This is a genomic window from Salinicoccus jeotgali (assembly GCF_055379195.1).
In genome coordinates, this window is the sequence record NZ_AP043833.1 from 1 (window position 1) to 13,263 (window position 13,263).

The 13,263-nt window shown below is 36.4% G+C and carries 22 protein-coding genes; 12 read left to right on the plus strand and 10 right to left on the minus strand.

Annotated features, from left to right (window positions below; genetic code table 11):
* A partial coding sequence (locus ACZ43I_RS12125; protein WP_464761775.1) for a ribbon-helix-helix domain-containing protein occupies positions 1 to 275 on the minus strand: 275 nt, incomplete at its 3' end.
* A 197-nt stretch (positions 276 to 472) separates the two neighbouring features.
* Here ACZ43I_RS12125 and ACZ43I_RS12130 point away from each other — a divergent pair.
* Entirely contained in the window at positions 473 to 901 is a 429-nt protein-coding gene (locus tag ACZ43I_RS12130) for a hypothetical protein (RefSeq protein ID WP_344701887.1), read from the plus strand.
* A gap of 94 nt (positions 902 to 995) precedes the next feature.
* The gene (gene relB, locus ACZ43I_RS12135; RefSeq protein WP_344701885.1) at positions 996 to 1,220 is read left to right on the plus strand and encodes a type II toxin-antitoxin system RelB family antitoxin; all 225 of its coding nucleotides are present in this window, start codon (positions 996 to 998) and stop codon (positions 1,218 to 1,220) included.
* A gap of 100 nt (positions 1,221 to 1,320) precedes the next feature.
* Here the strand turns inward: relB and ACZ43I_RS12140 are convergent, their stop codons facing one another.
* The 3 genes from ACZ43I_RS12140 to ACZ43I_RS12150 all read right to left on the minus strand — a co-directional run bounded on the left by ACZ43I_RS12140 (position 1,321) and on the right by ACZ43I_RS12150 (position 2,191).
* A complete protein-coding gene (locus ACZ43I_RS12140; RefSeq protein ID WP_344701884.1) occupies positions 1,321 to 1,617 on the minus strand; it encodes a type II toxin-antitoxin system RelE family toxin in 297 nt (98 codons plus the stop codon).
* 3 nt (positions 1,618 to 1,620) lie between these two features.
* Positions 1,621 to 1,932 carry a hypothetical protein gene (locus ACZ43I_RS12145; RefSeq protein WP_239416358.1) on the minus strand — a complete coding sequence of 104 codons (312 nt, stop codon included), beginning with the start codon at positions 1,930 to 1,932 and terminating at the stop codon, positions 1,621 to 1,623.
* 142 nt (positions 1,933 to 2,074) lie between these two features.
* Positions 2,075 to 2,191, minus strand: coding sequence for a hypothetical protein (locus ACZ43I_RS12150; protein WP_464761771.1), 117 nt, complete (start codon positions 2,189 to 2,191; stop codon positions 2,075 to 2,077).
* On the opposite strand from ACZ43I_RS12150, the gene ACZ43I_RS12155 reads away from it, so the two are divergent.
* The 3 genes from ACZ43I_RS12155 to ACZ43I_RS12165 all read left to right on the plus strand — a co-directional run bounded on the left by ACZ43I_RS12155 (position 2,139) and on the right by ACZ43I_RS12165 (position 3,390).
* On the plus strand, positions 2,139 to 2,306 hold the full coding sequence (locus tag ACZ43I_RS12155; RefSeq protein ID WP_239416362.1) for a hypothetical protein: 168 nt from the start codon (positions 2,139 to 2,141) through the stop codon (positions 2,304 to 2,306). The genes ACZ43I_RS12150 and ACZ43I_RS12155 overlap by 53 nt on opposite strands.
* A gap of 198 nt (positions 2,307 to 2,504) precedes the next feature.
* The gene (locus ACZ43I_RS12160) at positions 2,505 to 2,708 is read left to right on the plus strand and encodes a hypothetical protein (protein WP_344701879.1); all 204 of its coding nucleotides are present in this window, start codon (positions 2,505 to 2,507) and stop codon (positions 2,706 to 2,708) included.
* 1 nt (position 2,709) lies between these two features.
* Entirely contained in the window at positions 2,710 to 3,390 is a 681-nt protein-coding gene (locus ACZ43I_RS12165; RefSeq protein ID WP_344701877.1) for a uracil-DNA glycosylase, read from the plus strand.
* 228 nt (positions 3,391 to 3,618) lie between these two features.
* Here the strand turns inward: ACZ43I_RS12165 and ACZ43I_RS12170 are convergent, their stop codons facing one another.
* Positions 3,619 to 4,125 carry a hypothetical protein gene (locus ACZ43I_RS12170; RefSeq protein WP_344701875.1) on the minus strand — a complete coding sequence of 169 codons (507 nt, stop codon included), beginning with the start codon at positions 4,123 to 4,125 and terminating at the stop codon, positions 3,619 to 3,621.
* An 85-nt stretch (positions 4,126 to 4,210) separates the two neighbouring features.
* Here ACZ43I_RS12170 and ACZ43I_RS12175 point away from each other — a divergent pair, with 85 nt between their 5' ends.
* Complete coding sequence (locus ACZ43I_RS12175; protein ID WP_344701873.1) at positions 4,211 to 4,441, plus strand: helix-turn-helix domain-containing protein; 231 nt, start codon at positions 4,211 to 4,213, stop codon at positions 4,439 to 4,441.
* 748 nt (positions 4,442 to 5,189) lie between these two features.
* Here the strand turns inward: ACZ43I_RS12175 and ACZ43I_RS12180 are convergent.
* Together ACZ43I_RS12180 and ACZ43I_RS12185 are read right to left on the minus strand one after the other, a co-directional pair.
* Positions 5,190 to 5,720 carry a hypothetical protein gene (locus ACZ43I_RS12180; protein WP_344701870.1) on the minus strand — a complete coding sequence of 177 codons (531 nt, stop codon included), beginning with the start codon at positions 5,718 to 5,720 and terminating at the stop codon, positions 5,190 to 5,192.
* 10 nt (positions 5,721 to 5,730) lie between these two features.
* Positions 5,731 to 6,012, minus strand: coding sequence for a hypothetical protein (locus ACZ43I_RS12185; RefSeq protein ID WP_344701868.1), 282 nt, complete (start codon positions 6,010 to 6,012; stop codon positions 5,731 to 5,733).
* A 139-nt stretch (positions 6,013 to 6,151) separates the two neighbouring features.
* On the opposite strand from ACZ43I_RS12185, the gene ACZ43I_RS12190 reads away from it, so the two are divergent.
* Positions 6,152 to 6,967 (plus strand): protein rep, encoded by an 816-nt coding sequence (locus ACZ43I_RS12190; RefSeq protein WP_464761772.1) that lies wholly within the window; start codon positions 6,152 to 6,154, stop codon positions 6,965 to 6,967.
* Positions 6,968 to 7,767: 800 nt separating this feature from the next.
* Here ACZ43I_RS12190 and ACZ43I_RS12195 read toward each other — a convergent pair.
* Positions 7,768 to 8,319 (minus strand): hypothetical protein, encoded by a 552-nt coding sequence (locus tag ACZ43I_RS12195; RefSeq protein WP_344701864.1) that lies wholly within the window; start codon positions 8,317 to 8,319, stop codon positions 7,768 to 7,770.
* A 167-nt stretch (positions 8,320 to 8,486) separates the two neighbouring features.
* Between ACZ43I_RS12195 and ACZ43I_RS12200 the strand changes: the two genes are divergently transcribed.
* The 5 genes from ACZ43I_RS12200 to arsB all read left to right on the plus strand — a co-directional run bounded on the left by ACZ43I_RS12200 (position 8,487) and on the right by arsB (position 12,123).
* The gene (locus tag ACZ43I_RS12200; RefSeq protein WP_344701862.1) at positions 8,487 to 8,672 is read left to right on the plus strand and encodes a hypothetical protein; all 186 of its coding nucleotides are present in this window, start codon (positions 8,487 to 8,489) and stop codon (positions 8,670 to 8,672) included.
* Positions 8,673 to 8,866: 194 nt separating this feature from the next.
* Positions 8,867 to 8,989, plus strand: a complete 123-nt coding sequence (locus ACZ43I_RS12205; RefSeq protein ID WP_344701860.1) for a hypothetical protein — start codon at positions 8,867 to 8,869, stop codon at positions 8,987 to 8,989.
* A gap of 212 nt (positions 8,990 to 9,201) precedes the next feature.
* Positions 9,202 to 9,531 carry a ribbon-helix-helix protein, CopG family gene (locus ACZ43I_RS12210; protein WP_239416306.1) on the plus strand — a complete coding sequence of 110 codons (330 nt, stop codon included), beginning with the start codon at positions 9,202 to 9,204 and terminating at the stop codon, positions 9,529 to 9,531.
* Positions 9,528 to 10,052 carry a hypothetical protein gene (locus ACZ43I_RS12215; RefSeq protein WP_344701858.1) on the plus strand — a complete coding sequence of 175 codons (525 nt, stop codon included), beginning with the start codon at positions 9,528 to 9,530 and terminating at the stop codon, positions 10,050 to 10,052. Before ACZ43I_RS12210 ends, ACZ43I_RS12215 begins: the two co-directional genes overlap by 4 nt.
* A gap of 802 nt (positions 10,053 to 10,854) precedes the next feature.
* Positions 10,855 to 12,123: an arsenite efflux transporter membrane subunit ArsB gene (gene arsB / locus ACZ43I_RS12220; RefSeq protein ID WP_344701907.1), complete on the plus strand. Its 1,269-nt coding sequence runs from the start codon at positions 10,855 to 10,857 to the stop codon at positions 12,121 to 12,123.
* A 66-nt stretch (positions 12,124 to 12,189) separates the two neighbouring features.
* Here the strand turns inward: arsB and ACZ43I_RS12225 are convergent, their stop codons facing one another.
* Together ACZ43I_RS12225 and ACZ43I_RS12230 are read right to left on the minus strand one after the other, a co-directional pair.
* Complete coding sequence (locus ACZ43I_RS12225) at positions 12,190 to 12,306, minus strand: hypothetical protein (RefSeq protein ID WP_046790824.1); 117 nt, start codon at positions 12,304 to 12,306, stop codon at positions 12,190 to 12,192.
* Positions 12,307 to 12,339: 33 nt separating this feature from the next.
* Positions 12,340 to 13,224: a permease gene (locus ACZ43I_RS12230; RefSeq protein ID WP_344701853.1), complete on the minus strand. Its 885-nt coding sequence runs from the start codon at positions 13,222 to 13,224 to the stop codon at positions 12,340 to 12,342.
* Positions 13,225 to 13,263 lie beyond the last annotated feature (39 nt).

Here is a 13,263-nt window from a genome sequence, read left to right on the forward strand (position 1 = left end):
ATTATATTATCATTTTCAACTTTATCTAGGAGATCTTTAATTGCTCGATTAATGAATTGACTTTTATATCCGTATTTTTCTTCAGCTAATTTATCTAGACGATTTATTAGGTCTTTTTCAATGATAAATGTAGGCCGTATATGGGTGTTTTCTAGTTTATTTTCTTTTTGATAAATATAATTAAATTTCTGTTTACTAGATGGGGAATGGGAAGAGTTTTTTTGTGTTCCTTGGTTGAGTTCTTTAAAGATATTTTCTAGTTCTTTTTTTGTCATGTTCTCATCGTTTAAGTAAAATTTAAAAGCGGATTTTTATTAGGGTTTTATGTATTTTTCCTTAGTGAATTATATAATTAAGAATATCTTATTTTAATACTAAAATGAAATATAAGGTTTAATCGGAGGGAATAAAATAGATTTAGAGACTTCTGAATTAGTTACTTAATTCGCTGCTGAGTTAGCGAAAATATCTTATGAGTGGATCCTTTCTAGGATGGAACAAGCGAAACTTTAAAAAAAAGAGTGATGAGCAACAGGAGATTTATCAAGAGATAATTATCAAATTGATGAATGATAAAGCTGAATTGGAACTTATTGCGGGTGAATATAAATCCAGATATGAGAAAGTTAATATTAGTGACGATGATATAGAGTACCTTCAATCTTCACTTGAGAGACTTGAGAGACTTGCAGAGATTCTAAAAAATTATGGTGTTGTTCCTGTAGGGAAAGATGAAGATGTGAGAATGGTTATTGATTTATTTAATAAAGATACATTAAAGACTGCGCAGTTGTTAGGTTTTAATTATAGAGAAGCTATTGGAGAACCTCTCACGGTAGCTTGTGCAAATGTAATCAATAACAAAGTGGGTAATACTAGAACGAACCAGTCAAAAAGGTAGGAAATAATCTTAATTAGAGATGTTTACTGAGATTCTTTTATTGAAAATATAATATCGGACAATATATATGGTCCAACAGAAGGGGTGGATGCAGGTGGGTACGGTTACAGTGCGTTTGAATGCTAAGGAACAGGAAGTGTTTGAAGCCTATGCTGAGCGCCACGGCGTGCTTCTGTCTACGATGATGAAGCATGCGCTCGAAGAACGTATAGAAAATGAATTTGACATCGCAGTTCTTAAATCTTATGAGTCCGATGTTCAAAATGATGGCGTGACGACTTATGACTACGATGAAATGAAGAAAATGCTGGATTTATAGCATGATAATTGGACCGACGTCCTTAACGGGGTGTCGGTCTTTTTTCCCCAGAAAAGAGTGCTTGGTTTATCCTGAAAAAAAAAGACGAGCGTATGCCCGTCTATTCATCTATGATGCGTTTCATTGCATCTTTATATACTTGTGATTTATCGCGTTTACCGATGGCAATGACTTGTATGACTTCCATGCGACCTTCCACTTCACGAAAGACGATACGGAGCCCCTGCTTTTTGAGCTTGATCTTGTTGCATCCCTTGAGTTCGTCCCGGAGTGCCTCTCCTGCTTGCATACCGCGTTCCTTGATGCGCTTTAAGCCTTTCAGAATCAACTGTTTCTGACTGCCGTCGAGTTTTTCATAGTCCGACTTGGCGTATTCTGTGAGTTCTACAATATACATTGATTACTCCCAGCCGTCGTTTTCATCAAGTTCAATGTCATCGAGATTGATGCCTGTGGCTTCTTCAACACTATAGGTTTTGACGTTGGTATCTTTGAGGCGTTCTTTGACGATGAGTTCATCGATGCGGTCATACAGTGCTTCGATTTCGTTATTCATGTTTTCATACTGTTCTTGCGTCAGGACAACCCCTGCGACTTTGTCGCGATTGAAGATATAGACGCCATTATTTCGTTCTTCGGCCTCTTTGAAGATGGTCATCGGGGATTTCTTTACATCGGAGATGCTTTTGAATGGTACATCTAAGGTTTTCATGCTATCCCTCCTCTAATCCATTTAAGTATAGCACGAATAAAAGTTTTTTAAAAGTCTTTATAATATACTTTTAACCAGGGTCTGTCGGTCTTTTTTTGCCAACAGTCCATTTGCTCGAAGTACCAGATAACTCCAGGACGGATTACTGACCGGCTTCGCCGTCGAGTTGCTCGCGCAATATGCGGGCAACTTTTGGACTCAACACAATGTTGCCACCAGCAAGCACCATATTGTCCTGGGATGACTCCTCAGTAATCATACAGGTCATCATCGTATCCTGCCGCCACGGTGGCGATACGCGCTACACGACAGAAGTCCTCGCCGTCGGTGCTAAGACACCGGAGGAAGCCATAGAGACTGCCAAGCGCAAGTAGAAGAAGCATTACCGCTATGTGTGCCACCGGGTCGAAACCACCCCGGAGACCCGGCTCCTGCAAGGAGAAATTGCATTCCGCATCAAGCGTGACACAAAGGGCGACCGGTTGACCTATCATCCGATGCGTAGAGGCTGACCGCCTAGCAGAAACGAATATATCGAAAAAGTTGTTCTAAATCAGAAAGGAAGAGATACCATGACCGACATCGTCATCCATTACGTCAGCGGAAAAGCTGACCACATCTACGACCTGGCGGGCGTTCGTGCCGCAGCCGACGAATTAATACTGTTTCATAAAGACCCCGATACCGGGGAGATCATCAAAGAGTATATCCGATATGCGTCCATCGCCTCATATTCAGTTACGCACCATGTCTCCATCGAAAGGCGGGTCAGCTAGTATGCTCCAACGCATGCCACAGGACTGGGTACGTGCAATTACGCCCCATATATCCAATCCAAACGCGCTGTCGGCACTAAAATGCGCCGTGGACACGGAATACCAGAACCACACCGTGTTCCCCCAGCGCAGTCTGATTTTTCACGCGTTCCAAAGAACGCCGTATCGAGACGTCAAAGTGGTCATTCTCGGCCAGGACCCTTATCCGACACCGGGACACGCCACGGGGATGGCGTTCTCAGTACCCCAAAACGTCAAAATTGCCCGTTCCCTCTCAAACATCTTCAAAGAGCGACTCAACGATGTCGGGATTCCCGTCAGTTCGTCCGGCAATCTATCGCACTGGGCCGACCAGGGCGTCTTATTGCTCAATACGATCCTGACGGTAAGGTCCGGTGCGGCAAACAGCCACAAGTCAATCGGCTGGCAGCACATCATCGACCCTGTAATCGAAGCGCTGAACCATAAACCCCACCCCATCGTCTATATTCTGTGGGGCGGTCATGCACATGCCTACGAAAAACGGATCGACACGTCCAAGCATATCGTGATCAAAAGCAGTCACCCGAGCCCACTCGGTGCATACAAATCGGGCGCGCCGTTCATCGGGTCGAAATGCTTTTCACGAACAAACGCCGCATTAATCCGTCATGGGCTTACCCCCATCGACTGGTCGAACTGACTAATCGTAAGAAAAACCACGATATTAACGTGGTTCGGATTAGATCGGTTTTGATGAGCACCGGAAACTCGGGATACCCCCCTGTATTAAGTCGGTTTTGGGAAGTGCCGAAAACTTGGGCGATGCCCTGTATTAATATTGTTTTATTTGATATTGGTTGTCACATGTAAAAATAAAAATCATCCATGAAAATTCTCAGGCTGAAGTGTGTAAATGGATATGTATCAATTAATCCTCGTAAATCACCTGATAATTCGTGTCGGCTAAATCGATTTTAACAATATCAAACGCCTCATACCAATCATCTTGTTGAATTAATTTTTTGATTGTAGACACTAAAAAAGGATGAGAAAAATCATCAGTGTAAGGGTCATCTGAGTGTTTCGCTTTGTCTAATTTTTTAAGATATTCTAAAGCAAATTGCGGTTCGTCATTCCAAAACTGTCTGGCATTGCTTTCAATCCATGAATCAATATAATCATCTTTCTCTTGTTCATTTAATTGCTGTAGGCGTTCAGGGACTTCATTTTGATCTATATCAAACAGATATCCTTGATCATCGTGATAAAACTGTGTAAGCAATCCGTCACCAAAAGAAAAATCTTTGATAAAGTAATTGAGATTTTCATCGTCGATTTGATCCATAGCAAAGGTATCCAATGCTTCTGCTTTTGACTCAGCTTCGACAACTGAGATTTTACTATCTAATGCATAAACAACATATAAGTGACTCAAAATACTGCCTCCTTTAAAGTGTTTAAAAATAAAATGCTATTTATAGTCTGTCGATTTATAGTATTCATATTAGCAGAATTAATCCATGGATACTAATAAAAATAAATCAGAAGTACTGAGAGACATCGGTAAAAACATTCGTCAATATCGTAAGCAAAAAGGCTGGTCACAAGAAGATTTAGCATTTGAATGTGAGTTTCATCGCACATATATCGGCGCCGTGGAAAGAGGGGAGAAGAACATTACGATACTAAATCTATTGAAAATAAAAGAGCAACTGGGGGTGCGTTTAGTAGATTTATATCCAGAAGAATAATACATGTGATAGTCGGAAGTACCCATTTAAGAAATGTTTATCTTGAATGTTATATGCGCTTTGGCATTGTATGTAGAATGATTTTTTCTTTAACTACTCAAAAATCACTTTAAATTTGCATATATACTTTTGTATATATTTCTATTATTACACCAAAATAAGGCCGTTTTTATATATAAAACCATATATACTTAGCCGAAAACCATCCGGAAGAAAAATATGTCGGCACTGCCGACATATCAAGGGGTTTGAGGTTTTGCAGGATAGAAATCCGGAAAAACCTCCTTATGCTCTTTTACTTAAATTAACGATTTTCAAATTCTGGATTCATTCCTGGTATCCAAACTAACTTGAAGTTAGATGTCTTTTCAAAGCTCAAATAAGCCCATATGAGCATTTAAATGAATTTTAAGGGGTGTTTATATGGGTCTGGGTTAAGATAATCCATGAGGGCGCACTTATACGTCGCATACGATGTTTCTGCGGGAATTTTTCTTGCCTGTGCTAGAAAAAACAGTGGAGATCCATTTATGCCGAGAAAACTTTTGGTGGGAAAAGCACCCCTGAATAAACTAAAAAGCCGGTAGGCAGATACCGTGAGGTATCAAAAATGCCTGCCGACAGCTTTTGGGTTTTTAGGGGTGCCGTTGGTTCACACCAAAAGGAAATTGGAATAAAAAAATAAAAGGTCTGACTAGATAGAATTAGGCCTTTTATTTAATTTTGTGTAGTTTTAATATTAATTATTTTAAGTTACTTGTTGACCACCACAATAAGCAGTGTACATTACTAATTGGCCGGCAGTTGCTACTACGTTTGCTTTACCTACTGAACCTCCAATAGAACTTAGAACTATTCTCGCAACTTCCATCCAGGCGCCTCGTTCAACAGCACCAGCGATAGCATTAGCAAGATCTCCATTTACAGCAGCGATTTCAGTGCTGAAATAATTGGCTAGAATACATTTACTGTAGTCTACTATCCCATAGGTAGTTATTCCTGTTTGTTGTGCTTCATAGTTAGCTTGTGCTAGAACACCTTGGGCTGTTTCGTCTCCAGAATCTGCTCTTTCTTTAAGTAATTCATAATCATGTATAGTATAGTTGCCGTTTTTGTCTAATTTACCGACTTCTTCAAAATAGAATTGCATTTCTTTTGCTACTTCTTTTACTTCTTCTTCAGTAAAATTTTCAACTTCTGATGCCATAGTCACATTAGATAAAATTCCCGAGGAAGCGATTAAAATTATCGCTAGAGAAAGTATAATTTTCTTATACAAAAAATCACTCCTAATTTTTGAAAGATTTTATTAATACCCATATTGGAGATATCAAATAGGCAACAATCATTGAATAACTAGCAATAATAGCATTCCAATCTTTAGTCTTTTCTCCAAGTTCTGTACTAGCTGGAGTTAGCGTGAAGATAGAAATAAAAAAATATATTGTTAGTATGATAAAGGGAAAACTAAGAATATCTTGATTAAGTACGGCATTAACAATTGTAGTATAAAAAATAAAGAAGAAAATGCCGACCAATATATTAAGAGAATATGTGGCTTTTTTATTCATAATTTAAAAACTCCTATCCTTCTATATTTATTCCTATATTTTGAGTGATAAAACATATTTTATAATATTAGAATTTTAAACAAAGAGGGTGTTTTTGAAGTTCTTTTTTGTAGCTTTGAATTAGTTTTTTCTTATCTTGATGGTGGCAGATAAAACTATGGAAAAAACAAAATTACATCGCTCGAACAATTGTGATAATCGATTTTGTCCGATTTGTGCTTGGAAGAAGTCACGTAAGAATGCACTGAAAATTAGTGTGTTAATGCAGTATTTGAGAGAAGAAGAAAGGAAAGATTTTGTCTTTCTAACTTTGACTGCACCAAATGTTAAAGCAGATGAACTTGATGATGAAATCAAGCATTATAACAAGTCATTTCAACGGTTAATGCAACGTAAAGAAGTTAAGAGTGCAGTAAAAGGTTATGTACGAAAACTTGAAGTGACTTACAACAAAGAACGAGATGATTATCATCCACATTTTCATGTAATTTTAGCAGTAAACAAGAGCTATTTTACGGATACTAAAGCTTATATAGCACGTGATAGATGGCTTGAACTTTGGCAAAAATCAACGAAAAATAATTTGATAACACAAGTAGATGTTCGAAAAGTCAAAGCAACAGATAACAAAAAAGAAGTCTCTGAAATTGCAAAATACAGTGCAAAAGATAGCGATTATCTGGAAGATGAAAAATTTTTTGATACGTTTTATAAATCACTTTCTGGAAAAAGATTAATCGTTTATTCGGGATTATTTAAAGACGCCAGCAAACTTTACGAAAATAAAGAATTAGAAAAATATAAAGAGTTAGATCCAACTCAATATATTTATCAAATTTTTTATCATTGGGGTCAGCAAAAATATCTAGAAACTGAGAAAAAATTAATGACTGAAGATATGCAAAAAGAAGTCAATAATCAAATGCTAGACGAAGAAGATTTTGAAGATGAGTAACTGAAAAGTTGCTCATTTTTTGTTTTCACCCATGAGGCGATATTTTGCCCAGTGAGCGCTCGTTTTTTCGTAAGAAAAATATGTGCGTATAACTGGGCGGTGTTCCGATATTCAAATAATGCAAATAACAAAAGTGCTAAAAAAGAATTGTACTTTGAACTTAAAATGCAATTTAAAACGCAAATAAAGCCCATATGAGCTTTTAAATTAAATTTAGGTACAAAAACTAGTGTTTAATACAAAAATCTTCTCTATGAGCTTATATGAGCTTTAAATGCTTTTCTGTTTTTAGAATTTATCAGTAAACCCGTATAGGGTGCATTTATACGTCGTTGAACGACGACATGCAAAAAAAGACACCAAAACTTTTGAAAAGTGGTGTCTTTTTTATTCTCGCCTACGCTCGATTTATCAAAAGTCAAAACCTAAAAAAACGGCAATGATCTGTTTATGCCGAGAAAACTTTTGGTGGGAAAGGCGAAACGGAAACATACTAAAAAGCCGAATGGCTGATACCGTTTAGGTATCAATTTTGCCATTCGACAGCTTTTTTATTTTTTGTTTCGCTGTTGGTTCACACCAAAAGGAAATTGGAATAAAAATTATATAATATAAATTATTGTTCTAGCGATGTAATATGCAATTAAAAATATTAATAGTGGTTTTATAAAACTTTTATTTTCTTTTTTGTAAACTACAATAATTGAAATGGAGAATATGAGTGGTAACCATAAGAACCAAAACAATAAATTATTGAAAAAAAATTCTAAAATGTTAATCATCCTTTTAGTTCAGATTAATTAATATACACTATGTTTTGAATTTGCTTCTTTAATACATGTGTAGTTCATATGAACATATACAGCTGCTAGCCCTGCAGGTGTTACTTTAGCACCATTTTTAACAAGTTCTTTAGCGGCTGCTGACCAATTACCAGCAAATACTAATCCTATTGCTGAACCTAAAGCTGCTACGCTGAATTCATCTTTTAGATATTGTGAAGCACAAGCATCTCTTGCTGCTACCCATTTAGGATTCCTATTATCTGAAGCCATTGTTGCTATATTTGGGTTTTCCTTTGTTGTTAACATATTTGCGTTTTTTAATTCAGTATAGATTTCATCATAATGTTTGTTACTTCCTAGATTTTCTTTTAATTTATTTTCGTTGATTAAGCTAGTGCCGTCTGCCATTTGTACACTACTTTGATTTAAACTTTCAAGAATTTGAACGGCTTCTTCCGTTTTTAATTCTTGTGTACTTGCTGATGCGTTTAGAGATAAAGTGCTAGAAATAGTTAGAACAAGAGCTAAAATCATAAAAAATGTTTTTAAGGCAAATTTTTTAGACATATTAATCTCCTTTTATAATTTATGTATTTTCTTGTAGTTTGTCATTGTTTATTTACTTTTAATAGTCGAGTTAGATAATCTTAACTTAATCTTTACATTGATTTTTAAGAACGCAGCGCATCACACACAGAAAAGGAAATTGGAATAAATGTATGGGGGGGTAAAACATGAATAACTTTTTTTACAGAACATTACTTGCAGTTGGTATTGTCATTCTTTTTTATATAATTTTTGATACTAAACCTAGTGGCTTTATATTATTCATTCTTGGGTTATGTATTATTTATTTGCTTGCGATGTTTTTTAAAAATATTTTTGTAGGAAAAAGTAAAGAAAAAGAGAGAGATATTTAAGGGGTTTTGACCGGTTTTTTCTTATCTTGATACTATACGTCATATCTTTTTCAGTTGCTTTTATCTAAAAGAATACGATATGACTTTAATGCTATAACTTTATAATATTCAATACGAATATATATCATCAACTTAGAAAATATTTAATCTTTGTAATATTTTGATCTCTGAATTGCTTAACTTAAGTAATTTATATGATGACGGACGAAGAAAAAAGCGAGATAGAATCTTTTGAAGAAGACATAAAAGATATCGAAAATGACATTGAAGGACGTGAGGAAAAGCTTTCAATCCTTGAAGCAAATCTCTCAAATTGATTTTTTAAGTAAGAGCATAAGGAGATTTTTCCGGATTTTCATCCTACAAAACCTCAAAAACCTTGATATGTCGGCAGTGCCGACATATGTTTCTTCCGTCTCAAAAATAGTTAAATATATAGTGAATTATATAGAAAAATGCTATCTTTTTAGGGTAATATTATAAATATATAGAAATATATATAGGATAATTAAAGGAGATTGATAAAAAAATGGCACGTATTGATGTAAAAGATTTTGATGAACAAGTTATGATTCAGCTGAAAGCCATTGCAAAAGAAAGAGGTATGACATTTAGTGATTTGATTAGAGAAGTATTAGAAAATTATGTGGAAGATCGGATTTTATCGACGTCTCTCACGAAATTTGAAATCGCATTGAGGAATACTCAGGAAAGTTTAGATGCAAATACAGAGGCATATAATCTATTCCTTGAGGAAAATAAACGCTTCAGGAAGTTCTTTATTGACTTAATGACTGAAGAGGTATTGCATCTGGATGAAGATTTTTATCATAATGATGAGGCGGGTGAGATCAAATGAAATTGAAGTCATTTGAATTAAGTGAAGAGACAATATCACTCATCAAAACAATTAAAGCTGCGAAGAATATGAAGTCAGAGAAACAAGTTATTGTCGAAGCAGTGGAAAACTATGCTTTATCTGAAATGATCGAGCATCAATCTGCTGAGTATAAAATGCTTGAAAAGATGCGTGATATTGAAAATGAACTGAAAAATTTGAAGAGAAAAATCAATTATATCGATCATGGGGTCAGCGTGAATAATCTGTTTCTTGCGTCTTGGTTTGAGATAGGGAAATATCCAAAAGCAATTATTAATCGAAGAACATTGGATGGATATTATCATGATGCAGCGAGAAAAGAGATTACAAAAATGATTCGTGAGCGAGATGCGAAGAATAGAATTTCAAAGCAGTCAGAAGAAAAATTAGAGACGAAAGAAGAAGTGACTGAGAAGAAGAAAGCGGATGTTACAGACGATGCGCCAAAGAAAAAAGATCGAATAGATGAACTGTTTGGGGATGACTGGTTGAACATTTAATCATGGAAATAAGAATGATGGATTGATAGTCAGAGTACCGGGTAAAGCATTTGCAGATATTGATTGCGAGTCGTGCGGTGCATTCGAAATCAACTCAGAAACGAAAAAATCATATTAAGATGTAGTGAAAGCAGAAACTCAAACACTGATGACATGGCTAAGTACCGCTCAAGAAAATTTATTTTCAAAAAATGAGGAGAATTATGACTTTGGGAAAGCGTTAGATGAGTTTATATATGATAATCAACATGCACAAGCCAGTTGTCATTATGTAATCAACCCAATAATCGTTATGAGTACCTTGTGAAAAATAAAATTAATGACGACGAACTTTTAGTTGGTGGTGAATGTATAAAGAAGTTTGTAAATGAGCTCGGAGAGATTGGGGTGAGGTTGTTCGATAAGAATAAAGTTAAAGTCACGGAAGAATGATTGGGTCTGATAAAAAACCTTATCTGAAAGACGTCACTTTAAGACTGATCCAGTATTGTTGGAAAAGCAACATGACAGATTTTAAAAGCGCGATTATTCAAGTTATTGAAGCAGGTCAAACTTTGACAATGAATCGAGCCAAATTTTTTAAACAATGTCCATGTTTTTGGAAAAAACGGGACAAAAGGTATGAAACGGCTAATGAAGAGTGCAATTAAGATTTCATTAAAGAAGAAAAAACATAAACATCAGTGGAAACAACTGAAACATGATGAAAAAGCGTTTATCAAGTTATTTCTATCTACACAATAAAAACATACTAAGATTAGTACCACAGGACCCGGCCAGGTCCTGTGGTACTAATCTTAGTATGTTTTTAGTCACACTGATCTTTGTTATATGGCAGCCCAGAAACCTAGATATCGGCATTACTGCCTTGGCGGGGGCATTGCTTGCAATCATCACTGGGGTCGTTTCGTTCGGTGATGTAATCGAAGTCACGGGTATTGTCTGGAATGCGACGTTAACGTTTGTTGCAGTCATTCTTATTTCATTGATCCTTGATGAAATTGGCTTTTTCGAATGGGCTGCAATACATATGGTTAAAGCATCAAACGGAAATGGCTTGAAAATGTTCATATATATCGCACTATTAGGTGCAATCATCGCAGCATTTTTCGCTAACGATGGGGCGGCTTTGATACTAACACCCATTGTGCTTGCCATGGGCAGAAACTTAAAATTAGAAGAAAAAGTTATTTTTCCATTTGTGATCGCCACTGGATTTATTGCAGATACCACATCTCTGCCGTTGGTCGTCAGCAACTTAGTAAATATTGTGTCCGCAGATTACTTCGATATCGGATTTCTAGAGTATTTAAGCCGGATGTTTATCCCGAATATTTTTTCATTAATTGCGAGTATTGTCGTCCTTTGGCTACTATTCAGAAAATCCATTCCCAAAACAATCGACCAAACGCAGTTAAAAACGCCCGAGTCTGCGATAAAAGACAAAAAAATGTTCAATTATTCCTGGGTGGTCCTTTTAATATTACTTGTTGGTTATTTGGTCAGTGAATTTATCAATGTCCCTGTCTCATTCATTGCCGGGGGTATTGCGATTATCTTCTTGATACTGGCCAAACAATCTCACGCTGTAAATACAAAAGCAGTCATCAACGGGGCACCATGGAACATCGTATTGTTCTCAATCGGTATGTATGTTGTCGTCTTTGGATTGAGAAACGTCGGTTTAACCGATGCTCTAGCAAGTGTATTAATGGATATTGGGGAGTATGGGCTGTTTGCTTCAGTAATGGGGATGGGCTTTATTGCCGCAATTTTATCTTCCATCATGAACAATATGCCGACTGTAATGATTAATGCAATTGCCATCGATCATGCGAACATTACAACACTGATCCAAGAAGGTATGATCTATGCCAATGGCATTGGGTCAGACTTAGGACCGAAGATTACACCCATTGGATCTTTAGCCACACTGTTATGGCTCCATGTATTAGCCAGAAAAGATATGAAAATTTCATGGGGCACCTATTTTAAAATCGGCATTATTATCACTCCCCCTGTTTTATTCATTACATTACTCGGTCTCTATCTCACTCTAATAATGTTTTAAATAAGTGAGTGATTTTCCATAAAAGCGTATAGCCCCCGTCGGGCTATACGCTTTTATTACTATGAATTACTTTTGTTTCTTGGGTTCATTTGAATCTTTCTCTGTTTTTTTCTCTTCAATCTCTACTGAGCAACAGCTTTGTTCTTTCGGTTTTAATTTATTAACAAAATCTTTCACACCCATGAGCTCACCTCCTTTGATGGTTGAATATACTTACTAAATGATTAGATTGAAAATCAGACCAGCTCCAATGGCGACTGTTAAGATCGCTGAAATGAAAGCGACTAAAAATTTCTTTTTTAATAGTTTAGACAATAATGCGAGTTCGGGAATGCTGGCTCCTGCGCCTCCGATGATTAAGGCAATGACGGTTCCCATTGCCATCCCCTTGGTCACAAGCGCATCCGCAATAGGAAGCATTGTTTCAGGCCGAATGTACATGGGAATGCCGATTACTGATGCAATGACTATAGAAATAATGCCATCTCCACTTGCATATCGTGTCACGAATGCTTCAGGCACGAAGCCGTATATGAATGCGCCAATAAACACACCGATAAATAAGTAAGGAAGTAATGGATATAAGAAAGACCAGGCATCATTCAACGCTTGCTTTACTTTTGATCCTTGCTTATCAGCGAAAAACCCTTCTCCTTTAATTGTCACACCTTTATAGGCTTCTTCTAAATTAAGCCGGGAAAATATAACACCCACAAGCATACTAAAAAGACTAACAATCAAAAAGTACACCCCAGCCACCTGCCATCCCAATAAAATCCACAACGTAAAAATCATCACTGGATTCATTAACGGTGAAGCAATGAGAAAACTCATTGAGGGGCCAAAAGGGGCTTTTGCGTTCAAGAGACCCGCCAGGATTGGAATGGTTGAGCAGGAACAAAAAGGCGTAATGGCACCAAAGAGCGTCCCTAAAACATAATTGATTCCTTTATTCGGTCCATTCAGTACCCGTCTTATTTTCTCTTCCGACACAACTTGTTGGATCAGGCTGACAACAAAACTGATGATGATAAACAGCACAAGCAATTCAAAAAATAATATTAAAAATGTTTTGATAAATTCCAGTATTGAATCTAACATCAATATAACGCCTCACTTTCATTAAATCAACATTATTTG